At 74.2% G+C, this 17457-nt stretch carries 15 protein-coding genes and 1 pseudogene; 8 read left to right on the plus strand and 8 right to left on the minus strand.

Features of this window, described 5'->3' with window-relative positions:
- Positions 1-31: 31 nt before the first annotated feature.
- Entirely contained in the window at positions 32-2911 is a 2880-nt protein-coding gene (lanL, locus tag K7787_RS14740; protein ID WP_223001650.1) for a class IV lanthionine synthetase LanL, read from the minus strand.
- Between the two features lie 522 nt (positions 2912-3433).
- Here lanL and K7787_RS14745 point away from each other — a divergent pair.
- Both K7787_RS14745 and K7787_RS14750 read left to right on the plus strand, forming a co-directional pair.
- Entirely contained in the window at positions 3434-4126 is a 693-nt protein-coding gene (locus tag K7787_RS14745; RefSeq protein ID WP_009192484.1) for a response regulator, read from the plus strand.
- 177 nt (positions 4127-4303) lie between these two features.
- The gene (locus K7787_RS14750; RefSeq protein WP_223001651.1) at positions 4304-6031 is read left to right on the plus strand and encodes a sensor histidine kinase; all 1728 of its coding nucleotides are present in this window, start codon (positions 4304-4306) and stop codon (positions 6029-6031) included.
- A gap of 183 nt (positions 6032-6214) precedes the next feature.
- Here the strand turns inward: K7787_RS14750 and K7787_RS14755 are convergent, their stop codons facing one another.
- Positions 6215-6778, minus strand: a complete 564-nt coding sequence (locus tag K7787_RS14755) for an Rv1733c family protein (protein WP_443742881.1) — start codon at positions 6776-6778, stop codon at positions 6215-6217.
- Positions 6779-7160: 382 nt separating this feature from the next.
- Between K7787_RS14755 and K7787_RS14760 the strand changes: the two genes are divergently transcribed.
- Positions 7161-7601 (plus strand): pyridoxamine 5'-phosphate oxidase family protein, encoded by a 441-nt coding sequence (locus K7787_RS14760; protein WP_223001652.1) that lies wholly within the window; start codon positions 7161-7163, stop codon positions 7599-7601.
- Positions 7602-7767: 166 nt separating this feature from the next.
- Positions 7768-9459 (plus strand): sensor histidine kinase, encoded by a 1692-nt coding sequence (locus tag K7787_RS14765; RefSeq protein WP_247720897.1) that lies wholly within the window; start codon positions 7768-7770, stop codon positions 9457-9459.
- Between the two features lie 173 nt (positions 9460-9632).
- Here the strand turns inward: K7787_RS14765 and K7787_RS14770 are convergent, their stop codons facing one another.
- Complete coding sequence (locus K7787_RS14770) at positions 9633-10367, minus strand: vitamin K epoxide reductase family protein (protein WP_247720889.1); 735 nt, start codon at positions 10365-10367, stop codon at positions 9633-9635.
- Between the two features lie 623 nt (positions 10368-10990).
- Between K7787_RS14770 and K7787_RS14775 the strand changes: the two genes are divergently transcribed.
- Entirely contained in the window at positions 10991-12016 is a 1026-nt protein-coding gene (locus tag K7787_RS14775; protein ID WP_223001654.1) for an Acg family FMN-binding oxidoreductase, read from the plus strand.
- A 204-nt stretch (positions 12017-12220) separates the two neighbouring features.
- On the opposite strand, the gene K7787_RS14780 is transcribed toward K7787_RS14775, so the two are convergent.
- Positions 12221-12646 carry a pyridoxamine 5'-phosphate oxidase family protein gene (locus K7787_RS14780; protein WP_223001655.1) on the minus strand — a complete coding sequence of 142 codons (426 nt, stop codon included), beginning with the start codon at positions 12644-12646 and terminating at the stop codon, positions 12221-12223.
- Between the two features lie 235 nt (positions 12647-12881).
- On the opposite strand from K7787_RS14780, the gene K7787_RS14785 reads away from it, so the two are divergent.
- From K7787_RS14785 to K7787_RS14795, 3 genes are all read left to right on the plus strand, one after another.
- Positions 12882-13355 (plus strand): hemerythrin domain-containing protein, encoded by a 474-nt coding sequence (locus tag K7787_RS14785; protein ID WP_223001656.1) that lies wholly within the window; start codon positions 12882-12884, stop codon positions 13353-13355.
- 179 nt (positions 13356-13534) lie between these two features.
- Entirely contained in the window at positions 13535-14080 is a 546-nt protein-coding gene (locus K7787_RS14790) for a VOC family protein (protein ID WP_223001657.1), read from the plus strand.
- Positions 14081-14242: 162 nt separating this feature from the next.
- Positions 14243-15178 (plus strand): hypothetical protein, encoded by a 936-nt coding sequence (locus K7787_RS14795; protein ID WP_223001658.1) that lies wholly within the window; start codon positions 14243-14245, stop codon positions 15176-15178.
- On the opposite strand, the gene K7787_RS14800 is transcribed toward K7787_RS14795, so the two are convergent.
- The 4 genes and pseudogenes from K7787_RS14800 to K7787_RS14815 form a co-directional block, all read right to left on the minus strand.
- Entirely contained in the window at positions 15141-15473 is a 333-nt protein-coding gene (locus tag K7787_RS14800; protein WP_223001659.1) for a hypothetical protein, read from the minus strand. The genes K7787_RS14795 and K7787_RS14800 overlap by 38 nt on opposite strands.
- Positions 15474-15538: 65 nt before the next feature.
- A pseudogene (locus K7787_RS32270) lies at positions 15539-15778 on the minus strand (M15 family metallopeptidase); the annotation flags it as partial.
- Positions 15667-16215, minus strand: a complete 549-nt coding sequence (locus tag K7787_RS14810; RefSeq protein WP_223001683.1) for an NUDIX domain-containing protein — start codon at positions 16213-16215, stop codon at positions 15667-15669. The pseudogene K7787_RS32270 and the gene K7787_RS14810, both read right to left, overlap by 112 nt.
- 26 nt (positions 16216-16241) lie before the next feature.
- A complete protein-coding gene (locus tag K7787_RS14815) occupies positions 16242-17378 on the minus strand; it encodes an NUDIX hydrolase (RefSeq protein ID WP_247720890.1) in 1137 nt (378 codons plus the stop codon).
- Positions 17379-17457: the final 79 nt, after the last annotated feature.

Consider the following 17457-nt stretch of genomic DNA (forward strand, 5'->3'; position numbering starts at 1 on the left):
GGGGGAAGGGTGAGCGGCGAAGGGACGCTGCTCAGGGTGAGGCGACCGGATGGAGCGGTGCACGCACCACCCGGGGGTCTGAGGGGCCGCGGTCGGCCCGGACCGGCGGCGGGACCGTCCAGAGCCGGGGGGAGGCGTGCCGCAGCCGCAGCAGGAAGGCGAGGATCCCGGCGGACCCGTCGCTCCAGCTGGTCGAGACGTCCCCGTACTCGTTGGGGAAGACGAGGTGGCCGTGCCGGTGGGCGCGCTGGGTCAGCAGCAGGCGGGCCAGCTCCTCGGCCAGCGCCCGGTGGGTGTCGTCCCGGGTGGCGTCGGCCATGTCGAGCAGGAAGTCCCCGTTGCCCGCGAGCCCGTGGCACTGGGTGAGCGGGGCGCGCGAGGCGTACTCGGCCACGGCACGGGTGGCGCGGTGCGCGTAGTCGCCGAAACGGTCGTCGCCGGTGGCCTGGTACAGCCGGACCAGGAAGGCGCCGATCCCGGCGGAACCGTGGCACCAGTACGGGGTCGTGGGCTCGTTCGCGGCCTGCGCCGGCCAGTGCGCGGCCTCGCCGATGAGGACGGCGTTGGCCGTCAGGTGCTCGCCCGCGTCCACGGCCAGGTCCAGCAGGTCGGACCGCCGGGTGGCCAGCGCGGTCGACAGGAGGAAGCTGCCGATGCCCGCGACGCCGTGCGCGAAGCCGAGGTACCGCTTGCCGGCCAGCCGGGAGACGGCCTCGGCGGGCGCCGCCCAGCTCACCCCGGTGGGCTCCGGCTCGGCCGCGGCGGCCAGTTCCTCGGCGGCGGCGGTGGCCAGCTCCAGGAAGCGGGCGTCGCCGGTGCGGTTCCACAGGTGCAGGGCGGCCAGCCCGCTGCCCGCGCTGCCGTGGGTGATGTCGTGGCTGGGGGTGTTCTCGAGCGGCGCGAGGGCCAGCGCGAGGGCGTGGTCGGTGAGCCGGGGATCGTCCACGGCACGGCCCGCGTCGTACAGCGCCCACGCGGTGCCGCGGTCGCCGAAGTGCAGTCCGGGGCGCGCCCGCCGCGTGTCGGTGTGCCGGGTGATCCAGTGGCCCGCGGTGGAGATCACCTCGGGCAGACGCGGATCGCCGGTCAGCTCGAAGTACCGGGTGAGGACGGCCAGTACACCGGCCGCGCCCTGCTGCACGGTACAGGGGGCGGTCTCCCCCGCGGTGGTGGAGACGGGCCACAGCCGTCCGTTCTCGCCCGGTGTCATGGTGGCGATCAGGTGGTCCACGATCCCGGCCACCGGGTCCTGCTCGCCGTCCGGCGCGGGCGGCCGGACGGCGCGGGCGGCGTCGGCCGGGGTGTGCGGGTGTGCGGGCGGGGCCGCGGCGACGATGCGCAGGGCCGTCCGGGCCCGGGGCAGGTCCCAGCGGGCGGCGGGCTCGTCCCGCATCAGCCCGAGCAGCATCGCCACCAGGCCGTCGGCCAGCCCGAGCCGGACCGCGCAGGCGGTCAGCCAAGAGGCGAGCCGCTGTTCCACGGGCTTGGCGGCGGGCTCGTCGTCCAGCAGGATCGGCACCCGGCCCACCAGGACGAAGCAGGCGGTGGCGCCGACGCTGTAGTAGTCGGCCGTCCGGGACACGGGCGCGTCGACCAGACGCTCGGGCGCGCTGAAGCCGGGGGTGCCGAGCCGGGTCGGCGGGGCGGACTCCTCGTCCAGGACGGTGAGTTCGAGGTCGATCAGGCGCAGACTGCCGTCCGGGCGGACCATGACGTTGCCGGGGGTGAGGTCCCGCAGCACACAGCCCTGCGCGTGGGCCGCCGCCACCAGATCCACCAACTGCCCGACCAGGGCGAGTGCGTCGGCCCGGTAGCGGTCCGCGCCGAGGCGGCGGAACTGCTCCGACACCCAGGTGCGCAGCGTGACCCCGGGCACCTCCTCCTCGGCGAGGAACAGGTGCCGGCCGTGCTCGAACAGGGCCAGCGGAGCCGGGGCCAGTCCGAGTCCGTCGAGCCGCTCCAGCGCGCGGGCCTCGTCGCGCAGCCAGTCCTGTACGTCGCGGCCGGCGGCGTCCTCCTCCACGTGCGGCCGGGCCTCCTTGATGACCACCGGGCGGCCCGTACGGAGGTCGGTGCCGCGGTAGACGCCGCCCTTGTTGGTGTGCCGGATCGCCTCCCGCACGGTGAAGCGGCCGCCGAGGGTCAGGGGGCCCGCGGCGCGGGCGGGCTCGCCGGGGGCTGCTGCGGGCGGGGCGGGGGCCTGCACGTCCGGGGCGGAGGCTTGCTCGGCCGGGGTGGCAGCCTGCTCGTCCGGGGTGGGGGAGGCGGACTGCCGGTCGGCGGCGGGCGCGGCGGGAGCGGTGGGTACGGCGGGCGCGGTGGGGAAGGGGCAGACCGCCCAGGACGGGGGCAGGTACCGGCCGGTCCGGCGGTCCTCCACCGGGTTGCCGTCGGGGTCCTTGATGTACGTCACCAGCAGGCCCTCGTCCGACAGCCGCCGCCGGGCGACGAACGCCCCGTAGCGGTAGTGCACCACGCTGCCCGGCGCGTACGCCCGGTCGGAGAGGATCTGCGGTCCGGCGAGTCCGGCCGTGGCCCGGTGGAGTTCCTCCGCGATACGGACCGCGGCGGCGTCGTCCTTCGGGTAGACGGTGAGGAACTTCCCCGAGCTGCCCCGGGGCGTGCTGCGGGAGTTGAGTACGCTCACCTTCTCCCGCGACCGGGCGAACTTGAACGCGGAGTCCTCCGCGAGGAGCACGCCCAGCGCCTGGGTGAGGATCGCCGGGGCGGAGGCGACCGTCGCCGACACGTGGAGCTTCCAGCCCTGTTCGGGCGTCGTCCCGGTGACCGGAGTGACGTGGCACCACGTCTCGTCGGCGACGCTCCGCCAGCGCGCGACGGTCGCGGTGGCGCGGAGTGCTTCGCCAAGGAGGCGCTCGAGGTCGCCTGCCGTGTCGAGGTGCCCGGTCATCTCAGTCCCTTCCACCCGGCCGGGAGGTGTTTCCCGTCCTGCGGTCATGACCAAGGTGCGCACACCTGCGAGCGGTTGGCGCGCGGTGCCGCGCAGACGGGTGACGATCTCACACGAGAGGCGGAGGGCCGGGGTGTGGGAGCGCGGGCGGAGAGGCGGGGTGTGCGCCCCGCCGCCTCGGGGACGAGGTCCGGCAGTCCGGTTCGGCCATGCCCAACTCCATTGGCCGGGCCGCTGTTTCGTCCGGGGCGTCGGTCTCGAAGGGAGGGCCGACAGCCGGGATGAGAGGGACTGCCGTGGGGCCACCGTGAGCACCCCGCCTGCCGCCTGCCGCCCACCGTCCGCGGGCACCGACCCGGCGGGCGTCGGCAGCGGGCCGACCGAGAACAGGCCGACCGGGGACAGTCCTCTGCGGGATCGGGGACAGCCCTCTTCAGGAACAGGGCCGATCGGCCCTGGCCTTTCGGCCCCGGTTCGGGGAAGGATGCCAGGGTAGGCAGAACTCATCACAAGGAGTGACCGATGGCGGACCGCGAGCAGGCAGACCCCGACACCCCGATCCGGGTCTTCCTCCTCGACGACCACGAGGTGGTACGCCGTGGGGTGCACGACCTGCTGAACGACGAGGCGGACATCGAGGTCGTCGGCGAGGCCGGCACCGTGGAGCAGGCCCTCGTACGCGTCCCCGCCCTGCGCCCGGACGTGGCGGTGCTCGACGTGCGGCTGCCGGACGGCGACGGGGTGACCGTCTGCCGCGAGCTGCGCTCCCGCCTGCCGGAACTGGCCTGTCTGATGCTGACCTCGTTCGACGACGAGGAAGCGCTGCTGGACTCGATCATGGCGGGCGCCTCCGGCTATGTGCTGAAGCAGATCCAGGGCTCGGACCTGGTCTCGGCGGTGCGCACCGTCGCCCGCGGCCAGTCGCTGCTCGACCCCAGCGCCACCACCAAGCTGATGGCCCGGCTGCGCGGCGGACAGCAGCAGGAGGAGCAGCCGGACGCACTGCCCGGCCTGACCGAGCGGGAGCGGGAGATCCTGGCCCTGATCGGCGAGGGCCTCACCAACCGCCAGATCGGCCAGCGCCTCTACCTCGCCGAGAAGACGGTCAAGAACCACATCTCCCGCCTCCTCGCCAAGCTCGGCGTGGAACGCCGGATCCAGGCCGCCGTCATCGCCACCCAGGCCCGGGACCGGCTGCGCGGCGACAACCGCTGACGTATCACCGCACAACCGCCGGATCCCGATCTGTCCGGACCCGTCCCGTCCGCCGCCGCGCACGCCGCCGGCCGTTTCCGCGCGGTGTCCCATCGCTGTGCCCTTCCGCGGCGCCACCCGCTACTGTGACCCGAGAGCAGTACGTTCTCGGCACGTCGTGGGCATGGAGGAACAGCGGTGGGAAGCTCCGAGGAGGCCGCCCGCGTCCGCCTGCCGCAGCTGCGGCTGGACGAGCTGCTGGAGGAACTCCAGGCCCGTCTGGACGCGGCGCGCGGCACCCGGGACCGGGTGCACAGCCTGCTGGAGGCGGTGCTGTCCGTCGGCCGCGAGCTGGACCTCGAACCGGTCCTGCACAGCATCGTCGAAGCGGCGGCGACGCTCGTGGACGCCGAGTACGCGGCGCTGGGTGTGATCGGTCCGGACGGCAGGCGCCTGTCCGCGTTCCACACCATCGGCGTCAGCGACGAGCAGATCGCCAGGATCGGTCCGTTCCCGGAAGGGCATGGGATTCTGGGGGAGTTGATCCGGCATCCGGAGCCGTTGCGGTTGGCGAAGCTGTCGGAGCATCCGGCGTCGTACGGTTTTCCGGCGCATCATCCGCCGATGAACACGTTTCTGGGTGTGCCGATCCGGGTGCGGGACCAGGTGTTCGGCAACCTGTATCTGACCGAGAAGCGGGGTGGGGCGGAGTTCGACGAGGAGGACGAGTCGGTCCTGTCGACGCTGGCGGTGGCCGCGGGTGTGGCGATCGACAACGCGCGGTTGTACGAGGAGTCCCGGCTGCGGGAGCGGTGGCTGCGGGCCAACGCGGAGATCACCCGCAGCCTCATGTCCGGCGCCGCCCAGACGGACGTGCTCAAACTCATCGCCGAACGCGCCCGCGAGATCACCGGCGCGGCCCTGGCCGCCATGTCCACCCCGGTGAAGGGCACCGACACCCTCACCGTGGAAGTCGCCATAGGCCGGCAGGCGGAGGCCCACCGCGGCCTGGTGCTCTCCGTCGAGGGCACGCTGACCGGCAAGGCGTTCGCCGACGGCGCCCCCGTGCGCAGCGCGGACGTCGCGCACGACGAACGCGTCACGTCCGGACCGCCCCGGTTCACCGGCCTCGGACCGGCCGTGGCCGTCCCGATCCGCGCCGGCGACCACATCCGGGGCGTGGTGCTGCTCGCCCGGGAGGCCGGCTCCACCGACTTCTCCGACAAGGAGCTGGAACCCCTCAAGAGCTTCGCGGGGCAGGCCGCGCTGGCGATGGAGCTGGCCGAGCGGCGGCAGGACGCGGAGCAGATCGCGTTGCTGGAGGACCGCGACCGGATCGCCCGTGACCTGCACGACCTGGCCATCCAGCGACTGTTCGCCACCGGGATGACCCTGCAGAGCGCGGGCCGGTTCATCGACCACGAGGGCGCCAAGGAGCGGGTGCTGCGGGCGGTGGACGACCTGGACGAGACGATCAAGATCGTCCGCTCGACCATCTTCGGCCTGCGGGCCCGTGACGGCGACGCGGCGCCCGGCCTGCGCGCCCGGGTCGTACGAGTGGTGGGCGAGGTGGCGCCCGCGCTGGGTTTCGCACCCAGCCTGCGCATGGAGGGGCTGCTCGACACCCATGTGGCCAGGGAGACCGCCGACCACGTCGTGGCGGTGCTGTCCGAGGCGCTGACGAACGTCGCCCGGCACGCGCACGCCACCCGCGCGGAGGTGGTGCTGGAGACGGACGGCAAGACCGTGCAGCTCACGGTCACCGACAACGGCGTGGGCATCCCCGCCGAAGGCCGCCGCAGCGGGCTGGCCAACATGGCCGAACGCGCCCGGCAGCTCGGCGGCGACCTGGAGTGGACCACACCCGACGACGGCGGGACGAGACTCTTCTGGCACGCGCCGGTGGGCGGCGCACCGAGCGCGTAGGGCGAGCGCGAGCGCGCACCGAGCGGCAGAAGCTCACGCAGCGAGCGCGCAGCGAGCGCCCAGGGCGCGCGCCGGGGGTGCGCCGAGCGCCCGGAATGCGCGCCGAGCGCCCAGGGCCCGTGCCGAGCGCGCCGGGGGGTGCGCCGGGGTGCGCCGCCTCCGGGCCACGCCCCCCGCTCCGCCTCACCCGGTCTTCTGGTCCCACCGGGGCCCGACCAGCTCCCACTCCGCGGCCCACCGCTGCGAGCGGCGCCGGTCGAGGCGGCGGCGCGGAAGGGCGGCGGCGCCGTGGACGAGCGCGGCCAGCGCCAGCGCGGCCGACGCGCCGAAGAAGACCGACCCGGCGCGCGCCTCGCCCGTACCGGCCGGCTCGGTGGTGAGCGCACCCGTCCCGTCCTGCCAGACGGTGACCGTCGCCCCGGCCTTCGGGCCAGGGGTGAGCAGCGTACGGCCGGTGCGGACCGCGCCGTCGGGCGCGGTCCAGCGGACCTTCGCCAGGGCGCGGTAGACGTCGTTGCCGGTCGAGGTGGTGCGGGGCACGTCGGCGAGCAGGACGGCCCGCACCGGGCGACGGTCGGCGCGCTGCGCGGCGAAGTCGCGGTCCACGGCGCGGCCGACCACCGTCCCGACGAGCGCGCCGCCGACCACGATCACCGTCCACATCGCGAGCACGATCCATGCCTCGACGATGTCGTCGCGGCGGCGCAGCGGGTTCCTACGCCACCGCCACAGCAGCCGCCGCGCCACCGCCGCCCGCCCCGCAAAGACCCCGCCGGACCCCTTGCCGGTCTGCGCACCCTTGCCGGACCTCGCGCTTCGGCCCGTTCCCGCGCCTTTGCCCGACCTCGCACCCCTGCCGGTCCTCGCGCCCCTGATGCCGCGCACGACCCCCACCTCCTTGATCCCTGCCTTCGAAACTGCCAGCGGCCGGTCCGGGGCGACAGGGGCCGGACGGCCCTGTTCCGCCGGGACCACCGGCCGCGCCCGGCCGGGGAGGCCGCCGCACCCGGGCCGTTCTCCGCGTCGGCCGGGACTCACGGCCCTCCCCCGGCGGGCCGGGGCCGCCGACGATGGGACGACAGGGCGAAACGGCCGTGGCGGCCGTACGAGTGGAGAGACGGACCCGCTGATGGACCGTAACGACGGATTCCGCGAACTCGAACGACAGGAGTGCCTGCGGCTGCTGGCCAAGGCGCCGGTGGGCCGGGTGGTCCACACGCGCCACGCCCTGCCCGCCGTGCTCCCGGTCAACTTCTGGCTGGACGGCGACGGCGCGGTGCTGCTGCGCACCGCGGCCGACTCCGGGCTGGTGCGTTCGATCGACGGCGCGATCGTCGCCTTCGAGGCCGACGAGGTGGACGCGGGCGCCCACTCCGGGTGGAGCGTCGTGGTCACCGGCACCGCCTCGGTGGTGACCGACCCCGCCGAGCTGCGCCGCCTGGACCGCGACGGCCCGCGCTCCTGGGCGCCCTCGCCCTGCGAGGTCATCGTCCGGATCGAGCCCGAACTCGTCACGGGCCGCGAACTCGTCGGCGGCCTCACCGCGTACGGCCTCGAACGCTTCTTCTGACCCGCCCCGGCCACCCTCCGGCCCCCGCCCCGCTCCGCCGGGGCAGGTGTGGGGCGTCCGGAGCGGGCGGCTACCGTGACAGGGGACGACGGCGGCCGGCCGTTCGTACGTCGTGAGGGGCTTTGGAGGATCGGTGGAAGGCTCCGAGGGGCCCGGTGAGGCCCGGATGCGGCTGCCGCAGCTGCGGCTGGACGAGCTGCTGGAGGAGCTTCAAGCCCGGGTCGACGCGGCGCGCGGCACCCGGGACCGGGTGCACAGCCTGCTGGAGGCCGTGCTCTCCGTCGGCCGGGAACTGGATCTGGAACAGGCGCTGCGCCGCATCGTCGAGGCCGCCGCGACCCTGGTCGACGCCCAGTACGCGGCGCTGGGTGTGATCGGCCCGAACGGCAGGATCCTGTCGGACTTCCTGACGGTGGGGATGAGTGAGGAGCAGATCGCGAAGATCGGTCCGTTTCCCGAAGGGCATGGGATTCTGGGGGAGTTGATCCGGCATCCGGAGCCGTTGCGGTTGGCGAAGCTGTCGGAGCATCCGGCGTCGTACGGTTTTCCGGCGCATCATCCGCCGATGAACACGTTTCTGGGTGTGCCGATCCGGGTGCGGGACCAGGTGTTCGGCAACCTGTACCTGACGGAGAAGCGGGGTGGGGCGGAGTTCGACGAGGAGGACGAGTCGGTCCTGTCGACGCTGGCGGTGGCCGCGGGTGTGGCGATCGACAACGCGCGGTTGTACGAGGAGTCGCGGCTGCGGGAGCGGTGGCTGCGGGCCAACGCGGAGATCACCCACGGTCTGATGTCGGGCAGCGCCCGGGGCGAGGCGCTGGGGCTGATCGCCGAACGCGCCCGCGAGATCACCGGCGCGGCGCTCGCCGTGGTCGCCGTCCCGATGGCGGACACCGACGCCCTCACCGTGGAACTCGCCATCGGGCCCGAGGCCCAGGCGCACCGCGGTCTGGTGCTGCCCCCGGACGACAGTCTGATCGGGCTCTCCTTCTCCACCGGCGCACCCGTCACCAGCCCGGACATCTCGCGCGACGACCGGGTCTCGCCCGGGCCGCCGCGGTTCGCCGGGCTGGGACCGGCGGTCGCCGTGCCCGTCGGCGCGGGCGAGCGGGTGCGCGGCGTGGTCCTGCTGGTCCGGGAGAACGGGCGCAGCCCGTTCTCGGAGGAGGAGACGGAACCGCTCAAGAGCTTCGCCGCGCAGGCCGCGCTGGCGATGGAGCTGGCCGAGCGGCGGCGGGACGCGGAGCAGATCGCGCTGCTGGAGGACCGCGACCGGATCGCCCGTGACCTGCACGACCTGGCCATCCAACGGCTCTTCGCCACCGGGATGACCCTGCAGAGCGCCGGCCGGTTCATCGACCACGCGAACGCGAAGGAACGCGTGCTGCGCGCCGTGGACGACCTGGACGAGACCATCAAGATCATCCGCTCGACCATCTTCGGCCTGCGTACCCGCGACGACGACGCCGCCCCCGGCCTGCGCGCCCGGATCGTGCGCGTGGCGGGCGAGGTGGCCCCCGCCCTGGGTTTCGCGCCCAGCCTGCGCATGGAAGGCCTGCTCGACACCGAGGTCCCCGACGAGGTCGCCGAACACCTGGTGGCGGTCGCCTCGGAGGCGCTGACGAACGTCGCCCGGCACGCGCACGCCGACCGTGTCGAGGTGGTGCTGGAGACGGACGGCGAGGCGGTACGCCTCGCGGTGACCGACGACGGCGTGGGCATCCCCGCTGAGGGCCGCCGCAGCGGGCTGGCCAACATGGCGGAGCGCGCCCGCCGGCTCGGCGGCGACCTGGAGTGGACCACACCCGACGACGGCGGCACCGCACTGGTGTGGCGGGTACCGCTGAAAGCCGCCTGAGCCGCCTTGAGACATCTGGCACACCTGGCACCTGACACAGACACACCTGACACAGACACACCTGACACGCAGGGCCTCCTGAGACACCGGGGCGGCCGGGCCCACGCCCCGGCCGCCCCGCTCTGTCCCAGGAAGACCCCCACGCCCCGGCTCGTCGGCTCACCCCCTCACCCTCACACCAGGCTGCTCCAGTACGCCCAGAACCGGGTCAGGACCAGCATCGCGATCAGCCCGTACCAGGCGCCCAGCAGCAGCCACTGCGTCTCCAGCACCAGACGCAGCGCGCCCCGGGCGCGGTCCGGCACCCGGATGACGCCGTGCCGCAGGTTGTGCAGGGTCACGTACCAGAACAGCGCGACGGTCACGACCCACACGGCGGCGCAGTAGGGGCAGATCCGGTTCAGGACGTACAGGGACTGGACGATCAGCCAGTGCACGAACACCACCCCGGCCAGCGCCCCCGCGTTCAGCGCCAGCCACAGCCGCCGGTGCAGTCGGGCTCCGGCGGCCACGGCCACGCCCAGGGCGGCGACCGCCGCGAACGCGCCGAGGCCGAGCAGCATGTTGGGGAAGCCGAGCAGGTGTCCCTGCGCGCTCGCCATGGCGCTGCCGCAGCCGATGACCGGGCTGATGTCGCACGACAGCGGGTGTGCGGGGTCCTTCAGCACCCGCCAGTCCTCGACGGTGAGGGCGAAGGAGGCCAGCCAGCCGAGGACGCCGGTCACCGCGAGCACCAGGCCCACGGGCCGGTCGGCCGGCACGCCGGGCGCCGCCGCCCGTCGTGCCGCGTCGGCCCGCACCCCGCCCGGGGCGCTCACGCGGCCCGCCGACCGCGCGGACCGGTCGCCGGCCGGCCGCGCAGCGGGACGGGGGCGGTGGCGCGGCTGCGGCAGATCAGGTATCTCCATGGCCGGGAACCTAGGGCGCGGCGAGCGGCGGATCGTTGGGCCGAAGGCCCCGCGTCCACCGGCCGACGGCCCCGCCCGGACCCCCGGACCAGGGACCAACGGCCCTGCGACCGGGGCCGCTCGGCGCTGGGGGAAGACCACCCGCGTGATCCATGCTGACGGTGATCGAATCGGAGGCAGCGCATGGACCACCGCACCCCCTGCCGGCCCGGCCGCATCCCCCGTCCCAGGCCGAGGCGGGCGCGGGGTACGGACTGCGTCGTCCTCCGGTTCGGTCACCGTCCGGCCGTCGGCGGCCACGTCTGCCCTGACTCCCGCCCGGCCGGACGCACACTCGGCGGACGGTGGTCGTGAACGATGCCGGCGACTCGCCCTGTCCCGACGGCCGCAGAGGACTCCCGCTCTTCGAACCTGGGAACAGCCCCGCGCTGCATACCCGGGCCCTGCGGCTCTGCGGCCTGCGGTCCGCGAAAGGCACCCGGGCCGTGCGGCCCTGCGGTCCGTGAGAGGCACCCGGGACCTGCGGCCCTGCGGAAGGACCGCTGAGCCCTCGCCCCGCGCCGGCGCGACGGCGCAGGGTGGACGGGAAGAGACGGTCTCGTGGAGTGTGTGGAGGAGCCGGCATGCGGACACCGGAAGTCGACGCGACGGCCGTGGAGAGCCTGCTCCACGCGGCCGTCGCCGCGCCGTCGATGCACAACACCCAGCCCTGGCGGTTCGGGATGGAGGCGGACACCGGCGCGATCCACGTCCGCGCGGACCGCGCACGGCGGTTGCCCCACTGCGATCCGCAACTGCGCGCACAGCACCTGTCGGTGGGCGCGGCCGTCTTCAACCTCCGGGTCGCGGCGGCGCACTTGGGCTGGGAGCCCGACGTACGGCTGCTGCCCGACCCCGGCGACCCCGACCTGCTGGCCACCGTCCGGCTCACCGTCGCGACGGGCGGCACGCTGCCGTCGTACGGCGACCTGTACGACGCCGTGGCCCGGCGGCACACCAGCCGGATGCCGTTCACCGGCCGGCCGGTACCGGACCACATCGTGGCCGAGATGCTCACGGCGGCGCGCACCGAGGGCGGGCACCTCGACGTGCCCGGCGTCGTGGGCACCCGCGCACTGCTGCGGCTGACCGCGCTCGGCGAGGCGCGCAACGCCGCCGACCCGGACCGCGCCGCCGAGGCCCGGCACTGGATCACACCCCCGAACACACGCGCCCCGTACGGGATTCCGCTCACCTCGCTCGGCCCCAGGGATCTGGGCCGCCGGATGCCGATGCGGGACTTCACCGGCCCGCTGCCGGGACTTCCCCTGCCCGCGCTGCGCTTCGAACGGCACGCGCAGGTCGGCCTGTTGTGGACGGCGCACGACCGGCCGGCGGACTGGCTGCGGGCGGGACAGGCCCTGGAACGGGCCCTGCTGGTGGCCACCCGGCACGGGGTGCGCACCTCGATGCTGCACCAGGCGATGGAGTGGCCGGACCTGCGGGCGGCGATGAGCGGCACCCGGCAACGGTGCCACCCCCACCTGCTGATCCGCTTCGGCTACGGCCCGGACGGCGGCCCCACCCCCCGCGCGAGCACCCCGGCACGCCTTCCCGGGCAGGCAACGGGTGACCACGACGGGGTGACCGGCGAGCAGGCGACGCGCTGACCGGGGCGTCCGGGCGCGTGCGGCGGCACCCGTACGGTTCCGCCGCACGCACCCGCGCAAGGCACCGGACCCGTACGGTTCCGCCGCACGCACCCGCGCAAGGCACTGACGGGCAGCGAGGCGCCGGCGGGCAGCGAGGCACCGCCTGGTCAGCCCGAGGACGCCGCCGGAGACGTGGCCCGGAGGCGTGGCCCGGCGGCGTCCTCAGCCCGTCACGGCCCGGAGGTCCGCGAGCGCGCGTCCGGTGACCATCGTGGACTCGATCCTGATGAAGACGTCGTCACGGATGGGCATCCAGGAGTCGGGGCCCGTCCGCAGCAGCCGCTCGTGCTCGGCCGGATCGGTGACGACGGTGGCCTGCCCGGTGACGACCACGCTCCAGCCCGACCGGCTCGCCGGGTCGAACTCGTCCGCCTCGAAGGCGACCACGACGCCGTCGACCGCGCGGACGAGATCGGAGCCGGCCGAGGTGCGCAGCAGCACGGACGAGTCCGGGCCGAGGACGAAGTTCACCGGCAGTACGGCGGGCAGCGCCTGCCTGGTGTACACCACCCGGCCGACCGGCACCTCGGCCAGCAGACGCAGGCACTCCGGACGGTCCAGAGAGCGAAAGCCGTCGTTCTTCAGCATCCCTCCATCGTCCCCAGCCGCCGCCTCGATGGTTAGGGCCGATCGGCCCCCATTCGCGAACCGGGACCACCGGGCCCCGGAAGCGGGTCGGTCTTCCCGCTGGCCGGGACCAGCGGCCACTGCCCCGGCGCTTCGCGGCGGCGGAGAGTGGCCGTGGGCCACCGGTCGCGAAGACCGGAGTGCCGGGAAGCGAGGGTGATCCCGGTGCGGTACGAGAGGAAGAAGGAACACCCCCATGTGCGAGTACTGCGGCTGCCAGGCCCTGGAGTCGATCGACCAACTGACCAGCGAGCACGACACGGTGGTGAACCTCATCGGCCTGGTGCGCGACGCCCACCGGGACGGCGACACCACCCGCATGGCCGAACTGGCCCGCCGGATCAGCGCCGTTCTCGGACCGCACACCGAGGTGGAGGAGCACGGTCTGTTCCCCGCGCTGACCGACGACTTCCCCGAGAAGATCGCCGTACTGGAGTCCGAGCACCGGCGCGTCGAGGCGGTTCTCGCCGAGGCGGCGGACGGCGTCCCGGCGGACCCCGGCTGGCCGGCCCGGCTGATGGACGCGCTCACCCTGCTGCGGGACCACATCCTCAAGGAGCAGGACGGCGTCTTCCCCGCCGCGCTGGCCTTCCTGAGCATCGAGCAGTGGGAGGCCGTCGAGGCGGTCCGCATCCGCGTGAGCGGCGGGGCCACGCAGCCGTCACGCTGACCGCCCCGCCTCTCGGCACCGCCCCGCCTCTCGGCACCGCCCCGCCTCTCGGCACCGCCCGGCGCATCGGTGACGCGCCGGGCGGTATGTGTGCGCACGCGAGGCCCGCAGAGGGAGGACGGCGATGGGGCGGGGGCGATACGTGTGCGCGGCGGGGCGGCGGATGCGAGGCTGGAGGAATGGACGACGGCCGCGATCCCGCCCCCGGGCGGCCCCGCGTACGCGGGATCGATCACGTCGGCGTCACCGTCCCGGACATCGAGGCCGCGACCGCCTTCTTCGTCCGGGCGCTGGACGCCGAGGTGCTCTACGACACGTTGCGCCGGACGGACGGGCCGAAGAGAGGTCCCGCGACGGAACGGCGGCTGGGCGTGCCGCCGGGCAGCGCGGAACGGGCCGTCCGGATGCTCGCCCTGCCGCACGGCCCCGGCCTCGAACTGTTCGAGTTCGACGCCCCGGAGCAGCGGCCGGCGGCCCTCCCGTGCGACTTCGGCTGGCAGCACCTCGCCGTCTACGTCGACGACCTCGACCGCGCCGTCGCCCGCGTCGAGGAGGCGGGCGGCCGCGCCCTGTCCGACCCCGGCCCGCTGCCCGGACCGGAGGCGGGCCCGCGCAACCGCATGGTCTACACGCACACCCCGTGGGGCAGCACCCTGGAACTGATCACCTACCCCGACCCCCAGCCCTACGAGCACCACACCCCCCGCCGCCGCTGGCGCCCCTGAGCCGCGGACGGGCGGCCCCGGGCCGGGCGCGCGCCGCGTACCGAGGCCGTACCTCTCGGGGATGACGTGAGCGGTCGGGGAGTTACCTCCGCGGGTGGATGAGCCGGCGCGGGGCCGGTGTGAGGGTGGAGGAAGGGGGGCGACGACACACCGGGGGAACGCGTGGAGCGATGGGATCGGGTGGGCCGGACCGCCGCGTATGGGGCGGCGCTCGCCCTGACGCCGTACGTGTGCATCAAGGCATCGTGGGTGGTCGGCTCGCTGCTGGGGGTGGTGCCCGTCGGCGCCGGGTTCAGCACGGCGGGCTGGGTGCTGCTCAACACGGTCACGATCGGCATGGCGGGCGCCGGGATCGGGGTGGCGCTCGCGCTGGTGCGGCCGTGGGGGTTACGGGTGCCGGGACCGCCGCTGGCCTTCTGCGCCTGGGTGGCGGTCGGCTTCCTCGTCCCGCTCCTGCCGTACGCCGTGCTCGCTTCGCTGTTCGGCCCCGACGAGGTCGAGGCGAAGGGCGGCGACGATCCGGTGATGCCGGGCTGGGAGGCGGCGCTCGTCCAGATCGGCTTCGTGGGCATGGGGCTCGGCCTGGCCCTCGGGCTCCCCGCCTATCTGCGCCGCCGCTGGCCCGGCGCGTTCGCCGGCCGCCTGGAGGGGCGGCCCCTCTTGTCGAGGGGCGCGGCCGTCGGCGCCGGCGTCGTGGGCCTGGTCTGGCTCTCCTGGGCCGCGGGCGCCACCGCCGGTGTGGCCCGCCTCGGCGAACGCGACGTCAACTGGCGGGTGCTGAACGGGGTTTCCGGGACGTGGGCGCTGATCACGGCCATCGCCGCGTACGTCCTCCAGCGGCAGGAACCCGCCACACCTGCCAGGCTGCCCCGCTGGGTGCCCGTCTCGGCGCTCTGGATCGGCACGGGGTCGCTCTTCGCCTGGAGCGGCTGGAAACTGGCCTTCACGCTCTATCTGCTGCTCGCCCGCCCCGCCGACGCCGCCCTGCCGGAAGACCTCACCACGGCGGCGGTCCTGCACACGGTGGCCGCGACAGCGGGCGCGACCCTGGCCCGCTCACTCACCCGGGGCACGAGGCCGCGCGACCCGGACCGGTGAGCCGACGGCGGGCGGACTCCCAGACCGCCTCGAACTCGGCGGAGGTCAGGTACACGGGGTCATGGCCCTCCCACTCCCCGACGGGGGGCTCGGCAGTGGCCCCGAACCTGGCTTCGTACGCGCCGACTCGGCTCGCGTCATGCGCCCGCTGCCACTCCTCAAGGGAGGCGGCTGCGATCGGGGTCAGTTCCGGCCCTCGAAGTTCGACCTGCCGGATCACCACGCCTTCGGCATCGACCTCGAAATAGAACCAGACGTCTTCGTCGTCCCAGTAGCACCGCATCCACGTCCTCATCCGCCCATGATGAGGCCACGCCCACGGCATCGATGCCCGATCGGACAGCGCTACGGCACCTCGGTGGAGCCGTCCGGGTCCTGTCGGCGTGGGTCGACGCGGATGTCGCCCTGGGTGCGGACGTCGGTCAGTCGCTCGCCGCATTCCCGTACCGGTATCGCCGCCACTTGTGGATCGGACATCAGCACGACGGTCATTCCTGCTCCCAGTCCCAGGTGTCGAAGTAGGCTGCCACACCCGTCCGGCGGGCCTCCAGCACCGCTTCCAGCCGTTCGAAGTCGCGCGGCGGCATCAACGGCCTCCACTCCCGCAACGACAGGACCCGCACCTCGTCGTGCTCCTCGGGGTCCAGGACGATGCCGCGGATCTGGTCCTCGGTGAGCCGGCCGCCGTCGAAGACCGTGCCCATCGTGCTGTACGGCCACTCCGCGCCGGGCAGCCCGAACACCGTCGCGAGGAGCCGCGGCGGCCCCTCCACCGTGAGGCCGGTCTCCTCCCGGCACTCCCGGACGGCCGTCTGCCACGGACGCTCGCCGGGGTCCATGGTGCCGCCCGCCAACTGCCACGGATGCGTCGGGCTGTAGACGGAGTGCAGCTGCACGGGCCGGTCCTGCTCGTCGGTGAGGAGGACCGCGGCGAAGCCGGTCGCCTTCATCACCGTCTTCGCGTACTCCTCTGGCGGCAGCCAGACCCGCCCGCCGCGGGGCGGACACGACCCGACGGCCGCTGCAGTCGCCGTCATCGGCTCACCGGTCGTCGCCATGGCGCTCACCAGCCCATCTCGGAGTACAGCCGGCCCACCCCGATGCCGTCGATCGCCGCGCGGGCGTACGGGACGATCGGTTCGGGCAGTTCCTCCCGCGGCCACCAGCGCCAGGCCAGGCACTTGTCGGGTTCCCGCACCTGCGGTTCGCCCTGCCACCGCCGGGCGCGGAAGACCAGTTGCAGCCGTGGCTGACCGCCGGGCCGGTGGATCAGGTGCACGGCGTGGGCGAACTCGACGTCCTCCGGGCGGATCAGCAGTCCCGCCTCCTCCTCCGCCTCCCGGACGAGACACGCGACGGCGCTCTCCTGCTCGCAGTGCCCGGCGAGGAAGTGCCAGAGGCCGCCGGCGAAGGGGGAGTCGGGATGGCGTCGGCCGAGCAGGATCTCGCCCGCGGGGTTCTCCAGATAGAGGTGCACGCCGAGCACGTTCTTGACGCCCCGGGACACGCCGTCCGTAGAGGCCGCAGCGGCGGTGGTGGTGGCGGCCGGGGTGGCGGAGGCGGTGCCGGGCGGTGCGGACGGCTGTCGGGGTACGGCGCCGTCCGCGGCCGGCTCGGTCCCGCCACCGGACGGTACGCCGCCACCGGGCCGGACGCTGCCACCGGGCCGGACGCTGCCACCGGACCGTACTCCGTCGGCCGGCGCGGCCCCGCCCGCGGACGGGACGGCGCGCTCGTCGCCCGACGCCTGTGAGCGGTGCGCGAGGATCGCCTCGTACGCCCAGTCGCACATGGTCAGTTGCGCCATCGTGGCGACGTCGAACCAGGCGAACATGATGCCCTCGGTGACCGGCAGGGTGTGCGCGTCGCCGTCCCAGTGGGCGACGAACACCTTGATCTGCCCCTCGGTCACGTACGGGCCGTGGGCCTCCGCCCTGGTGAAGGGCGTGACCTCGTCCAGCACGAGCCCGGTCTCCTCGCGGAGTTCGCGGACGATCGCCTCGTGCGGAGTCTCGCCGTCCTCGGACCCGCCGCCGACCAGCGACCAAGTGCCGGGAGCACGAATCGGCTTGTGGGCGTCACGCAGGTGCAGCAGGTACTGCCCCCGGCTGTTGACGATCAGTACGGCGGTGCTGTGGGCCGCGCTCGCCTCGCCGGGCACGGCGGACGGAACGGCAGCAGTGCGGGACGAAGGGGGCATGCTGCTCCCGGAGGGTGTGCGCTGCGGACAGGTGACAGGTGACAGGGACAGGTAATAGGAACAACGCAGGTCACCCTAG

Source organism: Streptomyces sennicomposti, assembly GCF_019890635.1.
In the GTDB taxonomy this organism is placed as follows: Bacteria; Actinomycetota; Actinomycetes; order Streptomycetales; family Streptomycetaceae; genus Streptomyces; species Streptomyces sennicomposti.